The organism is Pseudomonas sp. NPDC089752, from assembly GCF_044748725.1.
Taxonomy (GTDB): domain Bacteria; phylum Pseudomonadota; class Gammaproteobacteria; order Pseudomonadales; family Pseudomonadaceae; genus Aquipseudomonas.
Window position 1 is genome coordinate 45,104 of sequence record NZ_JBIVGP010000018.1, and the last position, 22,130, is coordinate 67,233.

The 22,130-nt window shown below is 63.0% G+C and carries 19 protein-coding genes and 1 tRNA gene; 11 read left to right on the top strand and 9 right to left on the bottom strand.

The genetic code is table 11. From position 1 onward, the window contains the following. Positions 1 to 92 precede the first annotated feature (92 nt). The 6 genes from ACIPZF_RS23400 to ACIPZF_RS23425 all read right to left on the bottom strand — a co-directional run bounded on the left by ACIPZF_RS23400 (position 93) and on the right by ACIPZF_RS23425 (position 5,514). Positions 93 to 530: a hypothetical protein gene (locus ACIPZF_RS23400; RefSeq protein ID WP_400803783.1), complete on the bottom strand. Its 438-nt coding sequence runs from the start codon at positions 528 to 530 to the stop codon at positions 93 to 95. A gap of 60 nt (positions 531 to 590) precedes the next feature. After that, positions 591 to 1,580 (bottom strand): polyphosphate kinase 2, encoded by a 990-nt coding sequence (gene ppk2, locus ACIPZF_RS23405; protein ID WP_400803786.1) that lies wholly within the window; start codon positions 1,578 to 1,580, stop codon positions 591 to 593. A gap of 191 nt (positions 1,581 to 1,771) precedes the next feature. Beyond that, a tRNA-Phe gene (locus ACIPZF_RS23410) sits at positions 1,772 to 1,847 on the bottom strand. Positions 1,848 to 1,937: 90 nt separating this feature from the next. Beyond that, positions 1,938 to 2,210, bottom strand: coding sequence for an oxidative damage protection protein (locus ACIPZF_RS23415; RefSeq protein ID WP_400803789.1), 273 nt, complete (start codon positions 2,208 to 2,210; stop codon positions 1,938 to 1,940). Next, entirely contained in the window at positions 2,207 to 3,274 is a 1,068-nt protein-coding gene (mutY, locus tag ACIPZF_RS23420; RefSeq protein WP_400803792.1) for an A/G-specific adenine glycosylase, read from the bottom strand. Before mutY ends, ACIPZF_RS23415 begins: the two co-directional genes overlap by 4 nt. Beyond that, a complete protein-coding gene (locus tag ACIPZF_RS23425) occupies positions 3,271 to 5,514 on the bottom strand; it encodes an AsmA family protein (RefSeq protein WP_400803795.1) in 2,244 nt (747 codons plus the stop codon). The genes mutY and ACIPZF_RS23425 overlap by 4 nt, the downstream gene beginning before the upstream one ends. Before the next feature lie 472 nt (positions 5,515 to 5,986). On the opposite strand from ACIPZF_RS23425, the gene ACIPZF_RS23430 reads away from it, so the two are divergent. From ACIPZF_RS23430 to hisF, 6 genes are all read left to right on the top strand, one after another. Next, positions 5,987 to 7,645 (top strand): OFA family MFS transporter, encoded by a 1,659-nt coding sequence (locus tag ACIPZF_RS23430; RefSeq protein ID WP_400803798.1) that lies wholly within the window; start codon positions 5,987 to 5,989, stop codon positions 7,643 to 7,645. A 199-nt stretch (positions 7,646 to 7,844) separates the two neighbouring features. Then, the gene (hisB, locus tag ACIPZF_RS23435; RefSeq protein ID WP_346613547.1) at positions 7,845 to 8,438 is read left to right on the top strand and encodes an imidazoleglycerol-phosphate dehydratase HisB; all 594 of its coding nucleotides are present in this window, start codon (positions 7,845 to 7,847) and stop codon (positions 8,436 to 8,438) included. Then, positions 8,439 to 9,077: an imidazole glycerol phosphate synthase subunit HisH gene (gene hisH, locus ACIPZF_RS23440; protein ID WP_400803800.1), complete on the top strand. Its 639-nt coding sequence runs from the start codon at positions 8,439 to 8,441 to the stop codon at positions 9,075 to 9,077. Then, positions 9,078 to 9,338, top strand: coding sequence for a DUF2164 domain-containing protein (locus ACIPZF_RS23445; protein ID WP_054903416.1), 261 nt, complete (start codon positions 9,078 to 9,080; stop codon positions 9,336 to 9,338). It begins immediately after the preceding gene. A gap of 27 nt (positions 9,339 to 9,365) precedes the next feature. Beyond that, a complete protein-coding gene (gene hisA / locus ACIPZF_RS23450) occupies positions 9,366 to 10,103 on the top strand; it encodes a 1-(5-phosphoribosyl)-5-[(5-phosphoribosylamino)methylideneamino]imidazole-4-carboxamide isomerase (protein WP_400803802.1) in 738 nt (245 codons plus the stop codon). A gap of 10 nt (positions 10,104 to 10,113) precedes the next feature. After that, on the top strand, positions 10,114 to 10,884 hold the full coding sequence (hisF, locus tag ACIPZF_RS23455; protein ID WP_400803805.1) for an imidazole glycerol phosphate synthase subunit HisF: 771 nt from the start codon (positions 10,114 to 10,116) through the stop codon (positions 10,882 to 10,884). 117 nt (positions 10,885 to 11,001) lie between these two features. Here the strand turns inward: hisF and choV are convergent, their stop codons facing one another. The 3 genes from choV to ACIPZF_RS23470 all read right to left on the bottom strand — a co-directional run bounded on the left by choV (position 11,002) and on the right by ACIPZF_RS23470 (position 14,054). Then, positions 11,002 to 12,180: a choline ABC transporter ATP-binding protein gene (choV, locus tag ACIPZF_RS23460; protein ID WP_400803807.1), complete on the bottom strand. Its 1,179-nt coding sequence runs from the start codon at positions 12,178 to 12,180 to the stop codon at positions 11,002 to 11,004. Beyond that, a complete protein-coding gene (gene choW, locus ACIPZF_RS23465) occupies positions 12,177 to 13,025 on the bottom strand; it encodes a choline ABC transporter permease subunit (protein WP_400803860.1) in 849 nt (282 codons plus the stop codon). The genes choV and choW overlap by 4 nt, the downstream gene beginning before the upstream one ends. Positions 13,026 to 13,106: 81 nt before the next feature. After that, entirely contained in the window at positions 13,107 to 14,054 is a 948-nt protein-coding gene (locus ACIPZF_RS23470) for a choline ABC transporter substrate-binding protein (protein ID WP_400803810.1), read from the bottom strand. A gap of 441 nt (positions 14,055 to 14,495) precedes the next feature. Here ACIPZF_RS23470 and ACIPZF_RS23475 point away from each other — a divergent pair, with 441 nt between their 5' ends. The 5 genes from ACIPZF_RS23475 (at position 14,496) to ACIPZF_RS23495 (ending at position 22,118) form a co-directional block, all read left to right on the top strand. Then, positions 14,496 to 15,872: an L-serine ammonia-lyase gene (locus ACIPZF_RS23475; protein ID WP_400803812.1), complete on the top strand. Its 1,377-nt coding sequence runs from the start codon at positions 14,496 to 14,498 to the stop codon at positions 15,870 to 15,872. A 393-nt stretch (positions 15,873 to 16,265) separates the two neighbouring features. Continuing rightward, positions 16,266 to 17,372 (top strand): GlxA family transcriptional regulator, encoded by a 1,107-nt coding sequence (locus ACIPZF_RS23480; protein ID WP_400803814.1) that lies wholly within the window; start codon positions 16,266 to 16,268, stop codon positions 17,370 to 17,372. Positions 17,373 to 17,562: 190 nt separating this feature from the next. Continuing rightward, positions 17,563 to 18,063: a sigma-70 family RNA polymerase sigma factor gene (locus ACIPZF_RS23485; protein WP_400803863.1), complete on the top strand. Its 501-nt coding sequence runs from the start codon at positions 17,563 to 17,565 to the stop codon at positions 18,061 to 18,063. Positions 18,064 to 18,151: 88 nt separating this feature from the next. Next, a complete protein-coding gene (locus ACIPZF_RS23490) occupies positions 18,152 to 19,117 on the top strand; it encodes a FecR family protein (protein ID WP_400803816.1) in 966 nt (321 codons plus the stop codon). Positions 19,118 to 19,280: 163 nt separating this feature from the next. Next, a complete protein-coding gene (locus tag ACIPZF_RS23495; RefSeq protein WP_400803817.1) occupies positions 19,281 to 22,118 on the top strand; it encodes a secretin and TonB N-terminal domain-containing protein in 2,838 nt (945 codons plus the stop codon). Positions 22,119 to 22,130 lie beyond the last annotated feature (12 nt).

The window sequence follows — 22,130 nt, forward strand, 5'->3', positions numbered from 1 at the left end:
GGCAAGCCCGCTCCCACAGGTTCTACCCAGGCCTCGGGTATTGTGGAGAAACCTGTGGGAGCGGGCTTGCCCGCGAAGGGGCCGGTACTGACTCAGCCGAACTGCTTCTGCTGTTGCTTGGCCACCAGCTCGGAAGCGGCGATATAAGCTTCCTGGAACTCGTCGCTCTCCAGCCAGGCCATGGTGGTGTCTTCATCGGCACCATCGAGCCAGGAGCGGTAGGCATTGAACACAAGGATGATGTAGTCGGTGGCGTGCTCTTCCTTGTGCCCCTTGAGCACCAGAGTCAACAGTGGGTCGACCATGAACACCGAGATCATCGGAACCAGGCCGTTTTCCTGCGCAGCTTTCATCTTCTCGAACAATTCTTTATAGCTGTCCGACTCCATGGCCTTGTTGAACACCTGCTCGATGCTGGCGCTGTCGCCCGCGCTGGCCTTGACCGCCTGGCCGCTGCGCACCATACGGTTCTGCTTGGCCTTGGTGGCGGCGCGTTTGGCGCGTTTTTGTTGCTTGGTCGTGGTGGCCATGGGGCGAATCCTTGGGTGAGCCTGATTTTGCGCGTATTGAAGCGCAGCCGCCCCGTCGATTCAACTGCAGGGCACAGCCGGTTCATCTTCCTCGAATCCGCGCGACGCCCGGCCAACCAGCAGCTCGTCGGGCGCATGGGCCACGCGAGGGTCCTTGCCTGGGTAATTCAGCGAATGCAGGAAGTGGCGGATGCAGTTGATCCGCGCACGTTTCTTGTCATCGGACTTGATCACCGTCCACGGCGCATCGGCGGTGTCGGTATGGAAGAACATGGCCTCTTTGGCAGCGGTGTAGTCTTCCCACTTATCCAGCGACTTGATGTCGATGGGCGACAGCTTCCAGTGCTTGAGTGGGTCGTCCCGGCGCGAAATGAAGCGGCGCAGTTGCTCCTCGCGGTTCACCGAGAACCAGTACTTGAACAGCAGGATGCCGCTGTTGCACAGCATGCGCTCAAGGTCCGGCGCCTGGCGCATGAACTCCAGGTACTGCAGCGGCGTGCAAAACTCCATCACCTTCTCGACCCCGGCGCGGTTGTACCAGGAGCGGTCGAAGAACACCATTTCACCCGCTGTGGGCAGGTGCTGAATATAGCGCTGGAAATACCACTGACCCTTTTCCTGCTCGGAAGGCTTCTCCAGTGCCACGATTCGCGCACCGCGCGGGTTCAGGTGCTCCATGAAGCGCTTGATGGTGCCACCCTTGCCGGCCGCATCGCGCCCTTCGAACAACACCACTATCCGCTGGCCGGTGTCCTTGGCCCAGCTTTGTACTTTGAGCAGCTCGATCTGCAGCGCGTGCTTGGCCTTTTCGTATTCCTGGCGGCGCATGCGGGTGCGGTAGGGATAGCTGGCGGGCAGGCGCGCGGTGGTGCTGTCTTCGTTGCTGCCCTTTGGCGCGCTGGCCACTTCCAGGGCGGCGGGGGCCTGGCTGATCTGGGTGATGGTCGGCTCGGGTTTGCGCTGGCGGGGGCGGCGGGTACGCGAAGATGGCGCGGGGCTGGGTGTGGAAGCTTCGGGGGCGGGGAGCAGCAGGGTGGATTCTTCGCTCATGGAGGTCCTTGCGAGGTCGGGTCGGGTGTCCGTCTGCAATTGTGGATTTGGGCGAGGGAAGGGTTGTTGATACTGGTCAACGATGCGAGGAGGGCTGGAGAGGATAAAAATCCCCGACAACAAAAAACCCGCACTAGGCGGGTTTCTTGTTGTCGCTTCGGGTAACTTTGCAACCACCAGAAGCTTGAAGGTGGTGCCCAGAGACGGAGTCGAACCGCCGACACGAGGATTTTCAATCCTCTGCTCTACCGACTGAGCTATCTGGGCGACGAGGTGAATTAAATAGATTTCCAGACCGCTCGTCAACGACTTTTTGAAAAAATTTTAAATTAATTCCGTCGCTTACGATTTTTGGGGTCATTCGGCGGGTGGAACGTAGCCTTCCGCCTGGGCGTAATCCTCGCCGGCAAAAAACTTGTCCATCTCGGCCTGGATGAACTTGCGGTCCTCGGCGTTCATCATGTTCAGGCGCTTTTCGTTGATCAGCAGGGTCTGGTGCTTCTGCCAGTCGGCCCAGGCTTTCTGCGAGACGTGTTCGAAGATGTCCTGGCCCTTGGGGCCAGGGTAGGGCGCGCGCTCAAGGCCTGGCAGTTCTTCTTTGTACTTGCGGCACATCACGGTGCGGGTCATCGGGCTTCTCCTGCAATCAGTTCGTCGGCCGCGCGTTTGAGCAGCTTCTTGACCGGGGCGGCGAGGCCCAGGCGCGGCGGGGTGGCGAGGTTATACCAGAGCCAGTCGGCCTCGGCCACGTGCTGGCCGACTAGGTCGACACGCACCAGCCACGGCTCGATCGCCAGCTGGAAATGGCTGAAGGTGTGGGTCAGGCCGTCCAGTGCGCGGCTTTCGGCCAGACGCAGGCCGTGCTGGTAGGCGAGGTCGTCGAGCTGTTCGATATCTTCCAGCTCGGGCAGGCTCCACAGGCCACCCCACAGGCCGCTGGAAGGACGGCGGTAAAGCAGGATGGCGCCTTCGTGGTTGGCCAGCAGCGGCATCAGCGTGCGGCGCTGCGGCAGGGCCTTGCGCGGTTTGGGCTCGGGGTAGCGGGTTTCTTCACCGTGCAGGTGCGCTTCGCAGCCACGTTGCAGCGGGCAGATCAGGCAGCTGGGCTTGCTGCGGGTACACAGCGTGGCGCCCATGTCCATCATCGCCTGGGTGTAGTGGTTGGCGCGGTGCTGCGGGGTGAAGCGCTCGGCGCTGGCCCACAGCTGGTTGGCCACCTTGGGCTCGCCCGGGTAGCCGCCCTGGGCGGTGAAACGGGCCAGCACGCGCTTGACGTTGCCATCGAGGATCGGCGCACGGATGCCCATGCTGATACTGGCGATGGCACCGGCGGTGGAACGGCCGATGCCGGGCAGCTCGGTGAGCTTTTCGACACTGCGCGGGAATTCGCCGCCGTGTTGCTCGACGACGATCTTCGCGGCTTTCTGCAGGTTGCGTGCGCGGGTGTAGTAGCCCAGCCCGGTCCACAGGTGCAGCACTTCATCTTCCGGCGCTTCGGCCAGCGCCTGCACGGTCGGCAGGGCCTGCATGAAGCGGTCGAAGTAGTTCAGCACGGTGCTGACCTGGGTCTGTTGCAGCATGATTTCCGACACCCACACCCGGTAAGGGTTGATGCCCTGTTGCCAGGGCAGGTCGTGTCGGCCGTGCTGGTCATACCAATCCAGCACGGCGCTGGAGAACTGCGCAGGGGTCATCGCTTGAACAGCCCCTTGAGCGCGTCTTTCAGTTCTGGGCTCACTTTGTCTCCGAGTTTTTCATCGAGCTTTTCATCGATCTTGTCTTTCAGGCGGTTGCCGGCCAGCTTGGCCGCGACCTTGCCCAGGCCATCCTGGTCCAGGCGGCAGGCCTTGGCGCCCAGCTCCAGCGGGCCACGGCAGCGCAGCGGCACTTCGACGCCGACATAACGTTCGTTGACCTGGCAGGCCGGGTCGGGCATGGCGCGCTGGTCGCCATCGACGATCACGCCGACGTTGTAGTCCATGCCCAGCACGCGCAGGTCGAGGTCGCCGTGGCCGTTGACGGTCAGGCCCGGGATACGCGCCTTGAGGTCCGGGTTGCTGGCCACGCCATTGCGTACCACCAGGCTGCCGCGCAGTTCTTCGAACGGTGTGTCCTTGCCGCGCGGTTCGCCGCTCAGCGACTTGCGGTTGAGGGTGGCGATGGCCTGGCAGAGTTGCTGTTCCAGGTTGGCGTTGACCAGCACGCCGTCGTTGATGGTGAAGTTTGCGCTGCCATTGAGGGTGTCGACCAGTGCCTTCTGGCTGTTACCGGTCGCTGTCAGATCGCTGGTCAGGGTCAGCAGGCCTTTGACCGGCGGGGCCTGGTCTTTGTCTTCGGCCTTGATGAAGTGCTCCACCGGCACCCGGTTGATCTTGGTGTTGACGCCGATCTGCGGCACGGCTGGGCGCACGTCGACGGTGCCTTTGGCTTCGAAGCTGCCGTTGTAGAGCCCGCCGCGCAGGGTTTGCAGGGTGACCAGCCCGCCTTGGCCGGTGGCCTGCAGCTGGGCGTCGTTGATCGGCAGCTTGTCCAGGGTCAGCGAACCGAAGGCCAGATCGGCTTGCAGGTCGAGCGCGCGCAGGCGGTCGACCGGCAGCAGCTTGTCGTTGCTCCAGGCCACCTGAGTCGGTGCGTTCGGCAGCGGCGAGCTACCAGCACCGGCCACGGCGCTGGCTTCCTGTTGCTTGACTTCATTCTGGCGGGCCACGGTGGCGCCTTTGGCTTCTTCGCTCTTGGCCGGCATGTAGCGGTCGGCGTCGAACTTGTCAGCCTTGAGCTGCACGCGCAGCGCCTGCTTGGCGAAGTCTTCGACTGCTACTCGGCCACTGAAGGTGCTCTCGTCCAGTTTCACCGCCAGGTCTTCCAGCGCCAGGCTGTTCGGCGTGCCCTGCAGGCGGCTGACCAGTTCCAGCTTGTTGAAGGCGGCTGGGTCGTTGGTGGCCGGCAGCGGGTGGCCGACACCGTCGAGGAAGGTGCGCAGGTCGAACTGGGCGATGGACAGGCCGCCGCTCAGTTGCGGCGCCTTGTCCAGGTCGCGCAGGTTCAGCTCGCCGAGCGCGCGCAGCTGGTTGGCGGAGATCTTCAGGCCGTTCCACGAGGCGACATTGGCCGCCATGTCGACCAGCAACTGGCCCTGGGCGGCGAAGGTCACGGTCTTGCCGGCAAACGGTTCGCCAGAGGTTTCACCAGACAGGCGCATGTCCTCGAAGTTGTAGCGCTTGAGCTTGCGGTCGAAACGCAGCTCGCCGGCCAGCTCCGTGCGGGCCTTGAGGTTTGGCTGGCTGGCGCTGAGGAAGGCGCTGGCCTTGAGCGCGATGTTCGCGCCTTCATGAACCGGCCCGGTGCTCAGCTGGATGCTTTCGGCGCTGTAGCTCTTGCCGGTCTTGGCATCGGTGTACTGCACGCGAGCGTTGTTCACGGTCAGGCTGTCGATGTCGAGCTTGACCGCGCGTCCGCTGCTGCTTTCGGCGGGTGCGTTCGGCTGGTCGGCAGGCGCGGGGGTGGAGGTAATCGCGCCATCCTTTGCCGGTAGCGGCTTGCCGATATCTTCCCAGTTACCGTGCCCCTGCTCATCGCGGTTGAGGGTCAGGTTCAAGCCCTCGACGCGCACGTCGCTCATCTGCACTTCGCGGCGCAGCAACGGCAGCACGCGCACCGACAGGCCGAGCATCTGCAGGTCGGCGAACGGTTCGGTGGGCTTGTTCAGCGTGGCGATGCTGGCTTCGTGCAGCTCAAGGCCCAGCCAGGGGAACAGGCTCCAGCCGATATCGCCATTGAGGGTCAGCTCGACATGGGCCTTGTCGCGCGCCAACTGGCGGATCTCGTCTTTATAGTCGTTGGGATCGAAGAGGTGGGTCAGGGCGAAGCCCAGCGCCACGATGATCAGCAGCAACCCGAGAAGCCCCAGTCCCAGGATTTTGCCGAACGCTTTCATGGGCGAGTCCTTGTAGTTCGTATTTGAATTCAAGCGGCAGAGTATAGCGCCGCGGCGGTCGGCCCTGCGTATCAGGCAAGCGATACAGGCCATTTCCTACTTATTGAGTAGCTGTTGCGGGTTTCGACAGTTGTGGTTTGCGCAGTTCCTTTTGCCTTGCCTGCGCGGGCCTCTTCGCGGGGCAAGCCCGCTCCCACAGAAGTTTGCACCGTTCATCTCGTGGGAGCGGGCTTGCCCCGCGAAGAGGCCCGCACAGCCAAAAGCGCACTAACGATTCAGCCAGACAAAAAATAACGATATCAGATTGCTTCCATGTCATCTGTGAGCTGGTACCCTTGTGCCGCTTTGCGGAGTGCCCGCGACCCATTGTCGCGGGCCTTTACCCATGGACAAGGCCTTTTGCCGTGCGTGCAGATACAAGAGCCCGGGACCCCATCCGCCAGCACTGTCTACCTACAAAAGGATCGAATCCATGAGCAGTACCATCACGGCACAAGCCCGGGTCAGCGCCCCGAGCTTCCTGTCGAAGGAGCGCATCATCGCCCGCCCGGGCTTCAACCGCTGGCTGGTTCCCCCGGCAGCCCTGGCCATTCACCTGTGCATCGGCATGGCCTACGGTTTTTCCGTGTTCTGGCTACCGCTTTCGCAAGCCATCGGCATCACCGCGCCGGTCGCCTGTTCGGCGGACATGGGCTTCATTGCCCGCCTGTTCAGCGCCGAATGCGACTGGCCGATTTCCATGCTGAGCTGGATCTACACCTTGTTCTTCGTTTTCCTCGGCTGCTCGGCAGCGGTGCTGGGTGGCTGGCTGGAACATGCCGGCCCGCGCAAGGCTGGCCTGGTATCGGCCCTGTGCTGGTGCGGCGGCATGCTGATTTCGGCGATTGGCGTGAAGACCCACCAGCTGTGGCTGATGTGGCTGGGCTCTGGCGTGATCGGCGGTATCGGCCTGGGGCTGGGCTACATTTCGCCTGTTTCGACCCTGATCAAGTGGTTCCCGGACAAGCGCGGCATGGCCACCGGCATGGCGATCATGGGCTTCGGCGGCGGCGCGATGGTCGGCGCTCCACTGGCTACCGCACTGATGGGCCACTTCGGCAACGAGCATGAAGTGGGCGTTTGGCAGAGCTTCGTGGTCATGGCGGCCATCTACTTCGTGTTCATGACCGCAGGCGCCCTGGCTTACCGCGTGCCGCCCACCGGCTGGAAGCCGGAAGGCTGGACCGCGCCGGTGAAAAAAGCCAACGCGATGGTCACCGACCGCCACGTTCACGTGAGCGTTGCGTGGAAAACTCCGCAGTTCGTGCTGATCTGGCTGGTGTTGTGCCTTAACGTGTCGGCGGGTATCGGCATTCTCGGCATGGCCTCGCCGCTGCTGCAGGAAGTGTTCGCCGGCAAGCTGCTGGGCAACGAACTGACCTTCAGCGAACTGAACGCCGCGCAGCTGGCGCAGATCGCCGCGATCGCCGCCGGCTTCACCGGCCTGCTGAGCCTGTTCAACATCGGCGGGCGGTTCTTCTGGGCGTCGTTCTCCGACTACATCGGCCGCAAGAACACCTACTTCGCCTTCTTCGCCCTGGGCGTTGGCCTCTACAGCCTGGTGCCGAACATGGGCCACCTGGGTAACGTGGCGCTGTTCGTGGCGGCGTTCTGCATCATCCTGTCGATGTACGGCGGTGGTTTCGCCACGGTGCCGGCCTACCTGGCCGACCTGTTCGGCACGCAGATGGTCGGCGCCATCCATGGTCGTCTGTTGACGGCGTGGGCCGCTGCCGGTGTGCTCGGCCCGGTGCTGATCACCTACCTGCGCGAGTCGCAGCTGGCGGCAGGTGTCGAGCGTGCAGCGGCTTACGACATGACCCTGTACATCCTCGCCGGCCTGCTGGTGCTGGGTTTTGTCTGCAACCTGTTGGTACGCCCGGTGGCCGACAAGCACTTCATGACCGACGCCGAGCTTGCCGCCGAGCGGGCGCTGAGCCACGACAAAGGTGCCGATGGCGCGCGTTCGCTGGAGTGGCATGCCGCGCCGGGTAGCCTGCCGCTGGTGCTGATTGCCTGGGCGGTGGTGGTGATTCCGCTGGCTTGGGGCGTGTGGATTACCCTGCAGAAGACGGCAGTGTTGTTTCACTGATTGATGTAAAAGCCAGCATTATCAGGGCCTGAACCGGCCCTTTCGCGGGGCGAGCCCGCTCCCACAAGGACCATACCGACCTCTGTGGGAGCGGCTTGCCCCGCGAATGCTTGATGCCATATGTCATCCGCGTTTCAAGCTTGCGCGTTCTGGGCCTATAATGGAGCCCTTTTCGCCCAATGATTTTGCGGAGCTGGTGATGGTCGAACGTAAGGCTTCCGTCGAGCGCAATACCCTGGAAACCCAGGTCAAGTGCTCGATCAACCTCGATGGCAGTGGCAAAGCCCGATTCGATATCGGCGTGCCTTTCCTTGAACACATGCTCGACCAGATCGCCCGACACGGGCTGATCGATCTGGATATCGAGTGCAAGGGTGACCTGCATATCGACGATCACCATACCGTCGAAGACGTCGGTATCACCTTGGGCCAGGCGTTCGCCCAGGCCATCGGCGACAAGAAAGGCATCTTCCGCTACGGCCATGCCTATGTGCCGCTGGACGAAGCGCTGTCGCGCGTGGTCATCGACTTCTCCGGCCGCCCAGGCCTGCAGATGCACGTGCCGTACACCCGCGCCACGGTCGGTGGCTTCGATGTCGACCTGTTCCAGGAATTCTTCCAGGGCTTCGTCAACCACGCCCTGGTCAGCCTGCACATCGACAACCTGCGCGGCCACAACACCCACCACCAGATCGAAACCGTGTTCAAGGCGTTCGGCCGCGCGCTGCGCATGGCTGTGACCCTCGACGAGCGCATGGCCGGGCAGATGCCATCCACCAAGGGATGCCTGTAAATGCAGACGGTAGCCGTAATCGACTATGGCATGGGCAACCTGCACTCGGTGGCCAAGGCGCTCGAGCACGTCGGCGCCGGCAAGGTGCTGGTCACCAGCGATGCCGCGGTAATTCGCGAGGCTGACCGCGTGGTGTTCCCGGGCGTGGGCGCGATCCGCGACTGCATGGCCGAGATCCGCCGCCTGGGCTTCGACAGCCTGGTCCGTGAAGTCAGCCAGGACCGCCCGTTCCTCGGCATCTGCGTCGGCATGCAAGCGTTGCTGGAGCACAGCGAAGAGAACGACGGCGTCGATTGCATCGGTCTGTTCCCGGGCCAGGTGCGCTTCTTCGGCAAAGGCCTGGAGGAAGACGGCGAGCACCTCAAGGTGCCGCACATGGGCTGGAACGAAGTCAGCCAGAGCATCGACCACCCGCTGTGGCACGACATCCCTGACCGCGCGCGCTTCTATTTCGTGCACAGCTACTACATCAATGCCGGCAAGCCTGGCCAAGTGGTCGGTCGCGGCCACTATGGCGTCGACTTCGCCGCAGCGCTGGCCGACGGTTCGCGCTTTGCCGTGCAGTTCCACCCGGAGAAGAGCCATACCCATGGCCTGCAGCTGCTGCAGAACTTCGTCGCCTGGGACGGGCGCTGGTAAATGAGCCGATCGAAGACCAAGGCCCCGATCATCACCCTGGCCCCTGAGCAGGAGCGCGAGGCGCTGGACACGCTCAAGCGTTTCCTCGAAGACCGCTTCGAGCTGCAACTGGGGTCGTTCGAAGTGGCCGAGGTCCTCGAGCTGTTCAGCAAAGAGATTGCACCCCATTACTACAACAGGGCGATTGCCGATGTTCAGCTGCACCTCAAGGAGCGGTTCGAGAGCATCGAAAGCGACCTGTGGGCACTCGAGAAGCCCTGAAACCCAACAAATAGACAGGTTCCCAAGATGCTGATTATCCCCGCTATCGATCTGAAGGACGGTGCTTGCGTGCGCCTGCGCCAGGGCCGCATGGAAGACTCCACGGTATTCTCCGACGACCCGGTGAGCATGGCCGCCAAGTGGGTCGAGGGTGGCTGCCGCCGCCTGCACCTGGTCGACCTCAACGGCGCCTTCGAAGGCCAGCCGGTCAACGGTGAAGTGGTCACCGCCATCGCCAAGCGCTACCCGAACCTGCCGATCCAGATCGGCGGCGGCATCCGCTCGCTGGAAACCATCGAGCACTACGTCAAGGCGGGCGTCAGCTACGTGATCATCGGCACCAAGGCGGTCAAGCAGCCTGAGTTCGTCGCCGAAGCGTGCAAGGCCTTCCCAGGCAAGGTCATCGTCGGCCTGGACGCCAAGGACGGCTTCGTCGCCACCGACGGCTGGGCTGAAGTGAGCTCGGTGCAGGTCATCGACCTGGCCAAGCGTTTCGAGGCCGATGGCGTCTCGGCGATCGTCTACACCGACATCGCCAAGGACGGCATGATGCAGGGTTGCAACGTGCCCTTCACCAAAGCCCTGGCCGAAGCCACGCGCATCCCGGTGATCGCCTCGGGCGGCATCCACAACCTGGGTGACATCAAGGCCCTGCTCGACGCCAAGGCGCCAGGCATCGTCGGCGCCATCACCGGCCGTGCCATCTACGAAGGCACTCTCGATGTCGCCGAGGCCCAGGCCTTCTGCGACAACTATCAAGGCTGAGGACTGAACCATGGCACTGGCCAAGCGCATCATCCCTTGCCTGGACGTGGACAACGGCCGGGTGGTCAAGGGCGTCAAGTTCGAGAACATCCGTGACGCCGGCGACCCGGTGGAAATTGCTCGTCGCTACAACGAGCAGGGTGCCGACGAAATCACCTTCCTCGACATCACTGCCAGCGTCGATGGCCGCGACACCACGCTGCATACCGTCGAGCGCATGGCCAGCCAGGTGTTCATCCCGCTGACCGTGGGCGGTGGCGTGCGTACCGTGCAGGACATCCGCAACCTGCTCAACGCTGGGGCCGACAAGGTTTCGATCAACACTGCCGCGGTGTTCAACCCGGAGTTTGTCGGCGAAGCTGCCGACCGATTCGGTTCGCAGTGCATCGTGGTGGCGATCGACGCGAAGAAGGTGTCCGGGCCGGGTGAAGAACCGCGCTGGGAGATTTTCACCCACGGCGGGCGCAAGCCGACTGGGCTGGATGCGGTCGAGTGGGCGAAGAAGATGGAAGGCTTGGGTGCCGGTGAAATCCTGCTGACCAGCATGGATCAGGACGGCATGAAGAATGGTTTTGACCTGGGGGTGACTCGGGCCATCAGCGATGCGCTGGGGATTCCGGTGATTGCGTCTGGGGGTGTGGGTAATCTGCAGCACTTGGCCGACGGGATTCTGGAAGGGCATGCCAGTGCGGTGTTGGCGGCGAGCATCTTCCACTTTGGTGAGTACACGGTGCCTAAGGCCAAGGCCTATATGGCTTCGCGCGGGATTGTGGTTCGCTGATGGATTGATTGGGGCTGCTTTGCAGCCCATCGCGGCTGAAGCCGCTCCTACAGGGATTGTACTGTGCCTGTAGGAGCGGCTTCAGCCGCGATGGGCCGCAAAGCGGCCCCAACAGCATCACCCGTGATTCTTGCCAAGCAACGCGTGATAAAGCTCCGTATCCCCCAATATCCCCACCACCTTGTCGTTATCCTGCAACACCAGCTTGTTGCCAGTCTGATAACGAATCCGCAGCGCCTCGCGCATGCCGATATCGGCATTCACCAACGTCGGCCGCCGCTCCAGCAAATCCACATCCTCCCCTGGCGCCCAGTTCTGCAAATCCAGCCCGTTCTGCCCCTGGCGCGCACGCTTGAGCGAACCGCCTTCGCCCAAATCCAGCCACGAATCGATCCCCGGGTCCAGGCACACCGACCCATTGATCCGCTTGCAGTTGTCCAGCGTGCGCATCAGGCTGCGCCCGCACAGCACGTTCAGCGGGTTGGTATGGGCGACGAAGGTACGCACATATTCGTCCGCCGGGTTCAGCACGATCTCCTCGGGTTTGCTGTACTGAATGATCCGCCCGTCCTTCATGATCGCGATGCGCGAACCCAGCTTCAGGGCTTCGTCCAGGTCGTGGCTGACGAATACGATGGTCTTGCTCAGCTTGCGCTGCAGCTCCAGCAGTTCGTCCTGCAGGCCCTGGCGGATCAGCGGGTCAAGGGCGGAGAACGGTTCGTCCATCAGCAGAATGTCGGCATCCATCGCCAGGGCCCTGGCCAGGCCCACCCGCTGCTGCATGCCACCTGAAAGCTCATCCGGCTTCTTGTTGCGCCACTGGGTCAGGCCCACCAGCTCAAGTTTCTCGTCGACCAGCTTGCGCCGTTCCTTCTCCGGGCGACCCTGCATTTCCAGGCCAAAGCTGATGTTCTCGCGCACCGTCAGCCAGGGCATCAGGGCGAACTTCTGGAACACCATGGCGATGCGCTTGGTGCGCATCATCTTCAGCTCTGCCGGGGTGCAGTGGGCGATGTCGATGTGCTTGCCTTCGTGCTCGACGAACAGCTTGCCGCGGCTGACGGTGTTGAGGCCGTTGATGCAGCGCAGCAGGCTCGACTTGCCGGAGCCGGACAGGCCCATCAGCACGCAGATCTCGCCCTTGTTGATGTCCAGGTTGGCCTTTTCGACGCCGACCACCAGGCCTGTCTGCTTGAGGATCTGCTCGCGGGTCTTGCCCTCGTCGAGCAGGGTCAGGGCTTCGCGCGGTTTGTTGGAGAAGATGACGTCGACGTCTTCGAATCGAATGATGCTCATGCTTCACCCCTTACCGTGACTTCCGGTTGCTTGCAGATACGGTCGAGCATGATCGCCAGCAGCACGATCGCCAGGCCCGCTTCGAAGCCCAGGGAAATGTCGGCGGTGTTGAGTGCGTTGACCACAGGTTTGCCCAGGCCATCGGCGCCCACCAGGGCGGCGATCACCACCATCGACAGCGACAGCATGATGCATTGGGTGACGCCGGCTGCGATGCTCGGCATCGCGTGGGGCAGTTCGATGCGGGTCAGCAACTGGCGGCGGGAGCAACCGAAGGCCTTGCCGGCGTCGAGCAGCTCTTGCGGCACGTCGCAGATGCCCAGGTAGGTCAGGCGAATCGGCGCGGCAATGGCGAACACCACCGTTGAGATCAGCCCCGGCACCACGCCCAGGCCGAACAGGGTCAGGGTAGGGATCAGGTAGACGAAGGTCGGCACCGTCTGCATCAGGTCGAGCACCGGCCGCATCGCGGTATAGAACATTGGCTTGTGCGCGGCGACGATGCCCAGCGGCACGCCGATGGCCACGCACACCACGGTGGCGAAGGTGACCTGGGCCAAGGTCTCCATGGTTTCTTGCCAGTACCCCAGGTTGAGGATCAGCAGGAAGGAAAGGGCGACGAACACGGTAAGTGCCCATTTGCGCTGAATCAGGTGCGCGAGGGCGGCGAACAGGGCGATGAGGACGAACGGGTTGAACCAGGTCAGGGCGCTGGTCACCCCATGGATCATGAACTCCAGGCCTTGCGCGATGGCGTCGAAGTAGTTCGCGCCGTTCTGGGTCAGCCATTCGACGAACGACGCGATGTACTGCCCCAGGGGTATTTTCTGATCGATAAGCATGATAGCGAGCTTCCACCTGCAATGATTGAAATCAGTCCGGGGCGAGCACGGTCCCGCCCCGCGGTGTTGCTTGAGCGTCTTGCGTTATTGCGTCAGCTTGGCTTTGGCCGCCTCAAGGCCGGGTTTGCCATCCACGGTGGTCACCCCGGCCAGCCAGGCGTCCAATTTGCCTGGATTGTCCTTGAGCCACTTCTGCGCGGCCGCCTCGGGCTTCATCTTGTCGTCCAGGACATAGCCCATCATGGTGCTTTCATCCTTGAGCTCGAACGACAGGTTCTTCAACAACTGGCCAACGTTGCTGCACTCCTGCGCATAGCCCTTGCGGGTGTTGGTCAGCACGGTCGCCTTGCCGAAATCGGGGCCGAAGAACTCGTCCCCGCCGGTCAGGTACTGCATCTTGAAACGGGTGTTCATCGGGTGCGGTTCCCAACCCAGGAACACCACCGCCTCACCGCGCTTCTGTGCCCGCTCGACCTGCGACAGCATGCCGGCCTCGCTGGACTGCACGATCTTGAAACCGGCGTCCTTGAGGCCGAAGGCGTTCTTGTCGATCATGCTCTGGATGGTGCGGTTGCCATCATTGCCGGGCTCGATGCCGTAGATCTTGCCGTCCAGTTCCTTCTTGAACTTGGCAATGTCGGCGAAATCCTTGAGGCCCTTGTCATACAGCGCCTGGGGTACGGCCAAGGTGTACTTGGCGTTTTCCAGGTTGGCGCGCACGGTCTCCACCGTGCCGGCGTCGCGGTACTGCTTGATGTCGTTTTCCATGGTCGGCATCCAGTTGCCGAGAAACACGTCCAAGTCCTTGCCGGCGGCCAGCGACTTGTAGGTCACCGGCACCGAGATCATGGTGGTGTGGGTCTTGTAGCCCAGTGCTTCGAGGACAACGCTGGTGGTCGCCGTGGTGACGGTGATGTCGGTCCAGCCGACATCAGAGAAGCGTACCGTGCGGCACTGCTCGGGTTCGGCGGCCTGGGCCAGCAACGGTGCGCACAGCACCGCGACCAGCAACAGCGAGGGTGAACCTTTCATGGATGGACTCCTGTGATTTTGTCTTCGGGTTCGCGTGGGTCGCCGGGCTTTTTCAGGGCCCGGTCGACCAGGCCTGCAGAGGGCAGGTTGCGTGGCCGTGCTTTACGAGTCGCTTTCGATAATCCTCCAGCGCCGGGCAATCGCCTACTGGTGGGGTCGTAACCAGTACGCAACGGGTCGCATCCAGTACAGGCGACGTCGCTTATGGATTTATCGCCCCTCGCTTGCGCATTTTTCCGTCATCCAAGCGCTGGAAAACGGCGCACAAATGACCAAAACAGCACGGCGCTGCTGAGCAAAAGTACGTCGGTTGCAGACGGCGAGGGGGTGCGTAAAAGCCCGATGATGCGTGCATTCGTGGCGGCTCGCAGCTTCAGCCTAGCAGTTGCCCCGCCCTGCGCATGGCGCGCAGAGACAAGCCCAGCAAGAGGTGAAGCGACAATGGCCATCAGCGTGTTCGACCTGTTCAAGATCGGTGTCGGCCCCTCCAGCTCGCATACCGTCGGCCCCATGCGTGCGGGGGCGTTGTTCGTCCAGGGCCTGCGTGAGCGCGGCGAGCTGGAGCAAGTGAAACGTATCGAGGTGCGGCTGTATGGTTCGCTGTCGGCCACCGGCATCGGCCATGGCACCGACAACGCCACCATCATGGGCCTGATGGGCGAATGGCCGGACGCCATCGACCCGACCCAGATCGTCCCGCGTATCGCCGACCTGCGCGAAACCGACACCCTCAAGCTGGACAACCGCCTGCCCATCGAATTCGTCTGGGCCCGCGACATGCTGCTGCTGGACGAGAACCTGCCCTACCACCCCAATGCCATGACCCTGGTCGCCGAAGGCGAGCACGGCGAGCTGCACCGCGATACCTATTACTCGGTGGGTGGGGGCTTCGTGGTCGATGAGGCCCAGGCCGCCAGCGGTGTGCTGGACGCCGACCAGACGGTGCTGCCGTACGATTTCAACAGCGCCGCCGAACTGCTGCGCCTGTGCAAGCAAAACGACCTCAGCGTGTCGCAATTGATGATGGCCAACGAGAAGGTCTGGCGCAGCGAAGAAGAGATCCGCGCAGGCCTGCATAAACTCTGGGAAGCCATGCAGGAATGCGTCAACAACGGACTCAAGTACGAAGGCATCCTGCCCGGCGGGCTCAACGTGCGCCGCCGCGCCGCCAAGCTGCACCGCAGCCTGCAGGAGATGGGCAAGCCCAACGTGATCGGCTCGACCATGAGTGCCATGGAATGGGTCAACCTGTTCGCCCTGGCGGTCAACGAAGAGAACGCCGCTGGCGGGCGCATGGTCACCGCGCCCACCAACGGCGCGGCCGGCATCATTCCCGCAGTGCTGCACTACTACATGCGCTTCAGCGATGCGGTGAATGACTCCAACGTGGTCGATTACTTCCTTGCCGCAGCGGCCGTGGGCATTCTGTGCAAGAAAAACGCGTCGATCTCCGGCGCCGAAGTCGGCTGCCAGGGCGAGGTCGGTTCGGCCTGCGCGATGGCGGCTGCGGGCCTAGCCGAAGTGTTGGGCGCGACCCCGCCGCAGGTGGAAAACGCCGCCGAGATTGCCCTCGAACACAACCTTGGCCTGACCTGCGACCCGGTCGGTGGCCTGGTGCAGGTGCCGTGCATCGAGCGCAACGCGATTGCGGCGGTGAAAGCCATCAATGCCGTGCAAATGGCCCTGCGCGGCGACGGCGAACACTTCATCTCCCTTGACCAGGTGATCCGCACCATGCGCGACACCGGTGCCGACATGCACGACAAATATAAAGAGACCTCCCGCGGTGGCCTGGCGGTGAGCGTCATCGAATGTTGATGCGCTGAACCCGCGCTATGCTGGTCACGACGCCCCGTTATGGGGCGTTTGTGCATCTACCGATTGTCGGATGTCGTGATCAGTGTGGGCATTGTCGGTGACACTCAAGAGTGTCGTTTCTGGGAAACCTACACTGCGCGTGTCACCAAAGTGCTCACCGGTTACACGCAAGGCGCTAGCTCGCCGGTTTGCGACGACTCGCCAACACCCCGCAAGCCCCTGAATGCTCCAACAAAGGCGTCGTTTTCAGGAGTTTTAGAATAGCCGTTCAATTTACGGCACGGCGTTTGCGTTGAGATTGGCAACCTACCTCCGGAAACATGACCGGGGGGTCATAACAAGAAATCAGTGCCCGCCTGAGGCACACCCTGCATTGTGTGAGGAGAAACCGCGATGACGTCGTACACCTCCGGGAACCCAACCCAGAACCGCACAGCACCCCAGTCCATCGGGTTTCTTCTCTTGGACAATTTCACCCTCATTTCCCTGGCGTCGGCCGTCGAGCCGCTGCGCATGGCCAACCAGTTGTCCGGCCGAGAGCTGTACCGCTGGCACACGCTGACAGCCGATGGCGGCCAGGTGTGGGCCAGCGATGGCTTGCAGATCACCCCGGACGCGGCCATGCACAGCGCGCCGCCGATCGACACCGTGATCGTCTGCGGCGGCGTCGGCATTCAGCGCAGCGTCACCCGTGAACACGTCACCTGGCTGCAGGCCCAGGCCCGCCAGTCGCGCAGGCTTGGCGCGGTGTGCACCGGCAGCTGGGCGCTGGCCTGTGCCGGCCTGCTCGACGGCTTTGATTGCAGCGTGCACTGGGAATGCCTGGCGGCCATGCAGGAAGCCTTCCCGCGGGCCAACATGAGCACACGCCTGTTCACCCTCGACCGCAACCGCTTCACCAGCTCAGGCGGCACCGCGCCGCTGGACATGATGCTGCACCTGATCAGCCGTGATCATGGCCGCGAACTGTCGGCGGCGATCTCCGAGATGTTCGTCTACGAGCGCATTCGCAACGAGCAGGATCATCAGCGTGTGCCGCTCAAGCACATGCTTGGCACCAACCAGCCGAAGCTGCAGGAAATCGTCGCATTGATGGAGGCCAACCTCGAAGAGCCGATCGACCTCGATGAACTGGCGGTGTACGTGTCGGTGTCGCGACGCCAGTTGGAGCGGCTGTTCCAGAAGTATCTGCACTGCTCGCCGTCGCGCTACTACCTGAAGCTGCGCCTGATCCGCGCGCGGCAGCTGCTCAAGCAGACGCCGATGTCGATCATCGAAGTGGCGTCGGTGTGCGGCTTCGTTTCCACGCCGCATTTTTCCAAGTGCTACCGCGAGTACTTTGGCATTCCGCCGCGCGATGAGCGGGTAGGGTCGAATACTGCGCAGCAGGTGGCAATGATGCCGATTCCGCAGGCCATGACCTTGTCGCCGCACAGCGGGCCGATGGCGGCGTTGAGCCAGGCGCGCAATGAGTCGACATTTGCCAGTGTAAGACTCTGATACCGTGTCGCCCCCTTCGCGGGCAAGCCCGCTCCCACAGGATTGCCGCAGTTCCTGAATACTGTGCAGTACCTGTGGGAGCGGGCTTGCCCGCGAAGAGGCCAGAGCAGACAACACATATCTTCTGTTGATAATGATTCTCGACTACAGGTAACATCCCCGCCCCCGAAATCGCTTGGCATACCACCCCGTGGCGGACGACAAACTGCAACTCTACCTCGCCCACCGGGCAGCATTGGTCGACTATGCCGCGCCAATCGTGGGTTGCCGTGCCCGTGCCGAAGACGTGGTGCAGGAAGCCTGGCTGCGTTTCAGCCGCCAGGACAGCGACGCCGAGATCCGCCACCCGGCCAGTTACCTCTACCGCATCGTGCGCAACCTGGCGCTCGACCAGACTCGTCGCACAGCCACCGAAAAGTCCCAGCCCGGCGGCGACGAGATACTCGCCGAACTGCCCTCCAGCAGCGCCTCGCCCGAACAGACCGTCACCCAGCAGGACGAGCTCGCCGCCATCAGCCGTGCCCTTGAAGCATTGCCAGCGCGCACCCGCCTGGCCTTCGAAATGCACCGTCTGGGCGGCTTCACCCTGCAGCAGGTGGCCGCCCACCTGAACGTCTCGGTGAGCCTGGTCCACCAGCTGGTCCACGACGCCTTGCGCCATTGCATGGAACACCTGGAGGACGACCTGTGAAAAATCCGGCTGCTGGTGCGTCCTTTGCTCAACGGGCCGACTCTGTGCGACCCTTCGCGCCCCCGAGCCCCCAGGAGACTTGCCGGACATGACGTCAGCAGATCGCGTATCCAGCCGCCGCGACCAGGCCCTGGACTGGCTCTTGCGCATCCAGCAGGCCCCGCACGATGCGCAGCTGCGTGCCGAGCTGGCGCAGTGGTGCAACAGCGATGTGGCCAATGCCCAGGCCTACGGCAAGGCCGAGCGGGTCTGGCGCCTGACTGGCCAGCTGGCCCCTGCCACCGTCGAGCAGTGGCCCGAACCAAGTGCCACGGTAGTGCCGCTGCCGAAAAGAAAACCGACCCGCCGCTGGTGGCTCGGTGCAGCGGTGGCCGCCTGCCTGCTGGTAGCCGTGGCGCCGTCGCTGAGCCTGCGCCTGCAGGCCGACTACCGCACCGCCCAGGGCGAGACCCGCGATGTGACGCTGGCCGATGGCAGCGTGGTGCAGATGGACAGCGACACGGCCATCGCCGTGGATTACTCCGGCAATCACCGGGACGTGAAGCTGCTGGCGGGCCAGGCGTTCTTTGAAGTCACACCCAACAAGGCCAAGCCGTTTCATGTGCGTGTCGACGACGTGCGGGTGACCGTCACCGGCACCGCGTTCAACGTCGAGCTGCGGCCGGGCAGGGTAGGGGTGGATGTGCAGCATGGATCGGTGCAGGTAGAAGATGCCGCGAAGGCCCAGGTGCTGGCGGCCGCGCTGATGGCTGGGCAGAAGCTGCGCTATGCCGAAGGGCAGGCGCGGGTGCTGCCGTTCCAGCCTTCCCAGGCGGCGGCATGGCGCCAGGGGCAGCTGATTGCCGATGAGACGCCGGTGGCCGAACTGGTCGCCGAGTTGGCGCGTTACCTGCCTGGCAAGGTGCTGCTGCGTGATGAAGCGCTGGGCGTGAAGCGCGTCAGCGGCGTGTATGACTTGCGCAAGCCTGAGGCGGCACTGCGCGCGGTGGTCCGGCCACACGGAGGCCAGGTTGAAAGCTATGGGCCTTGGCTGTGGGTGCTCAGCCGGCCTTGAGATATCCGGGGCCGCTTTGCGGCTCCAAATTTCCCCGCCAAAAAAATTTCAAAAATCTTCTGAAAATCCCCTGACCTCCCCCGTCTTCTCCCCCGCGCGCAACAACTGATATCGATTCGTATTCAATTTACTGCCCGGCGACTGACCGGGGCGGGGACGTGGGATGACTGAAACAACAAGCCGTAGGCCGCGCCAAGCGCGGGGTTGGTCGTTGCGCCTGAAACAAGCCGCGGGTGCCGGAGTACTGGGGTTGTGCAGCTCGCTGGCGGTGCTGCCGGCCTTTGCCGAACAGCCTGCGCAGCGCAGCGAGCTCACCCAGGTGCACAGCTTCGATATCCCCGCCCAGAAACTCGCCATCGCCCTGATCAATTTCGGCCAGCAGAGCGGCATGCAGGTCACGGTAGACCCCGACCTGCTCGACGGCCTGCAGTCCACCGCCATCAGCGGCCAGCTCAGCAGCGAGTCGGCGCTGGCGCAGTTGCTGATCGGCACTGGCATCACCTGGGATTACCAGGACGGCGCGCTGGTGTTTCGCTTGCTCCAGACCGGCAATGGTTCGCTGGAGCTGCACAACACGGTGATCCTCGGCGACACCGAAGAGAACAGCTACATGGGCGCCAAGGTCATCGACCGCAAGGCGATCCAGGCCTTCCCCGGTGCCAACGGCGATATCACCACGCTGCTGCAGATGCACCCCAACGTGCAGTTCAGCACCGAGCAGAAGAGTTCCAACACGCCGGGCGAAATCGACCCCGCCGACATCAGCATCAACGGCGCCAAGTTCTATCAGAACAACTTCATGATCGACGGCATCTCGATCAACAACGACCTCGACCCTGGCGCCCACGGCTACAACGAAACCCGCCAGTTCGACTCGGCGCCCAGCCGCTCGCACGGCATCGCCCTGGACGCCGACCTGCTCGAGGAGATCAAGGTCTACGACAGCAACGTCCCGGTTGAATACGGCGGCTTCAATGGCGGCGTGGTCGACGCCATTACCCGTCGCCCAAGCTACGACCTGCACGGCAAGCTGTCCTACGCCATGACCCGTTCGGAGTGGACCAGCTACCACATCACCCGCGAGAACAAGGAAACCTTCGACACCTCGTCGAACGAGAAGAACCAACCCGAGTTCACCAAGACCACCCTGCGCGGCACGCTCGAAGGCCACCTCACCGACGACTTCGGCGTCCTGTTCAACTTCTCGCAAAAGCGTTCGTACCTGCCACTGCGCACCTATGCCAACGGCTACAACAGCCCGAACAACGACAACGAACAGGAACAGACCCGGGCGCTGGACAACTTCCTGCTCAAGACCTACTGGAACGTCAACGACCGCCTGACCCTGGACACCTCGATCGTCTACGCCCCGCAGGAAAACACCTACTACCGCGAGGACTATCGCGACTCGGGCTACACCAACATCAACGGTGGCTGGCAGGGCTCGTTCAAGGCCATCTACGAAGGCGACACCGCCCGCTGGACGCAGCAACTGGCGGTGAGCAACCTGTACGCCTCGCGCGACTCCGACCGCAACCAGGAGATCAAGTGGTACTGGTCCGACACCAAGGATTGGGGCAATCCCGACGACAGTAACGCGCGCAGTGCCGAAGGCGGTTTCGGCAGCCTGTACCAGACCCAGCGCAGCATCGACTACAAGCTCAAGGCCGACTGGCAGACGTTCAGCATCGGCTCGGCCGCACACAGCCTGACCACCGGCCTTGAGCTTGGCTATCAGCGGGCGAGCTGGGAACGTGAGGACGAAGCCCTGTCGATCACTACCTTGAAGCGCGACAACGGCGTGTGTGGCGGCGGCGACCCGTGGTGCTCGAACGGGCGGTTGCTCAATGGCAATAACCGCCAGTACGGCTCGGCGATGATGGTCTACGGCGCCGGCAAGATCGACATGGAACAGAAGAAGTACGCGCTGTTCGTCCAGGACGAAATCGGCTACGGCAAGCTCACCCTGCGCCCCGGCCTGCGCTTCGAGGGTGACGACTACATGGAGCAGAAGAGCCTGGCGCCGCGCTTTGCCGGCGACTACGACTTCTTCGGCGACCGCAGCACGGTGCTGGTGTTCGGCGCCAACCGCTACTACGGCCGCAACCTGTTCAAGTATCGCCTGGCCGATGGTCGTCAGCAGTTCACCTCGCGCTACACCCGCGCCACCCAGGCCGCCGAATGGGCGCTGTCGAGCACCAACAAGAACATGAGCAAGTTCTCCAGCATGGACATCCCCTACGACGACGAGTTGATGCTGGGGCTCAACCAACGCTGGTTCGACACCGAATTCCAGCTCAAGTACGTCAACCGCAAGGGCCACGACCAGATCTACCGCACCCGGCCCTACTACAACCTGGATGCCAAGGATATTCCCGAGGGCTACAGCAAGGATTACTACGCCTACCTCAACGCCGGCACCAGCGAGACCGAGAACGTCAGCCTGACCGTCACGCCGATGCAGCCACTGCGCTTCAAGGGCACCAGCACCAGCGTGCAGCTGGCCCTGGACTGGTCGCGGACCAAGAGCGGTTATGGCCAGACCTACGAGGCCGGCCTGGACGGTGACGAGCTGGCTGGCAACGATGTGGTGCTCGACGGCAAACGCATTCCGTACCACGAACTGCCGGGCAGCGACTACAACCGGCCCTGGACCGCGCGGCTGACCACCATCACCGACATCCCCCAGTGGAACCTGTCGATCAGCAACTTCCTGCGCTATCGCGGGGCGTACGACCAGGTCGTCAACCTGGACGAAGACATCGAGGTCGACGGCGAAGTGCTCAGCCGCTACGAAACCGTAGCCACGCCGGGGGCGCCGACCTGGGACATGAAGCTGGCCTGGGACATCCCCACCGGCAAGGACCAGGCGTTCTTCGTCAACGTCGATATCACCAACGTCACCGACAAGGTCAACAAGATCTCCAGCCGCGAGTCGGTGAGCCTGGTGAGCTACGAAGTCGGCCGCCAGTACTGGCTGGAAGTCGGCTACCGCTTCTGACACCTCCCTAAA

Bases quoted from the DNA above. Each gene is read 5' to 3' on its own strand.
- ACIPZF_RS23415 (WP_400803789.1), bottom strand. From the start codon at position 2,210: ATGACCCGCACCGTGATGTGCCGCAAGTACAAAGAAGAACTGCCAGGC.
- ACIPZF_RS23445 (WP_054903416.1), top strand. From the start codon at position 9,078: ATGAGCCGATCGAAGACCAAGGCCCCGATCATCACCCTGGCCCCTGAG.
- hisH (WP_400803800.1), top strand. From the start codon at position 8,439: ATGCAGACGGTAGCCGTAATCGACTATGGCATGGGCAACCTGCACTCG.
- ACIPZF_RS23495 (WP_400803817.1), top strand. From the start codon at position 19,281: ATGACTGAAACAACAAGCCGTAGGCCGCGCCAAGCGCGGGGTTGGTCG.
- ACIPZF_RS23430 (WP_400803798.1), top strand. From the start codon at position 5,987: ATGAGCAGTACCATCACGGCACAAGCCCGGGTCAGCGCCCCGAGCTTC.
- ACIPZF_RS23425 (WP_400803795.1), bottom strand. From the start codon at position 5,514: ATGAAAGCGTTCGGCAAAATCCTGGGACTGGGGCTTCTCGGGTTGCTG.
- hisB (WP_346613547.1), top strand. From the start codon at position 7,845: ATGGTCGAACGTAAGGCTTCCGTCGAGCGCAATACCCTGGAAACCCAG.
- ppk2 (WP_400803786.1), bottom strand. From the start codon at position 1,580: ATGAGCGAAGAATCCACCCTGCTGCTCCCCGCCCCCGAAGCTTCCACA.
- ACIPZF_RS23400 (WP_400803783.1), bottom strand. From the start codon at position 530: ATGGCCACCACGACCAAGCAACAAAAACGCGCCAAACGCGCCGCCACC.
- hisA (WP_400803802.1), top strand. From the start codon at position 9,366: ATGCTGATTATCCCCGCTATCGATCTGAAGGACGGTGCTTGCGTGCGC.
- ACIPZF_RS23480 (WP_400803814.1), top strand. From the start codon at position 16,266: ATGACGTCGTACACCTCCGGGAACCCAACCCAGAACCGCACAGCACCC.
- choV (WP_400803807.1), bottom strand. From the start codon at position 12,180: ATGAGCATCATTCGATTCGAAGACGTCGACGTCATCTTCTCCAACAAA.
- ACIPZF_RS23490 (WP_400803816.1), top strand. From the start codon at position 18,152: ATGACGTCAGCAGATCGCGTATCCAGCCGCCGCGACCAGGCCCTGGAC.
- hisF (WP_400803805.1), top strand. From the start codon at position 10,114: ATGGCACTGGCCAAGCGCATCATCCCTTGCCTGGACGTGGACAACGGC.
- mutY (WP_400803792.1), bottom strand. From the start codon at position 3,274: ATGACCCCTGCGCAGTTCTCCAGCGCCGTGCTGGATTGGTATGACCAG.
- ACIPZF_RS23470 (WP_400803810.1), bottom strand. From the start codon at position 14,054: ATGAAAGGTTCACCCTCGCTGTTGCTGGTCGCGGTGCTGTGCGCACCG.
- ACIPZF_RS23475 (WP_400803812.1), top strand. From the start codon at position 14,496: ATGGCCATCAGCGTGTTCGACCTGTTCAAGATCGGTGTCGGCCCCTCC.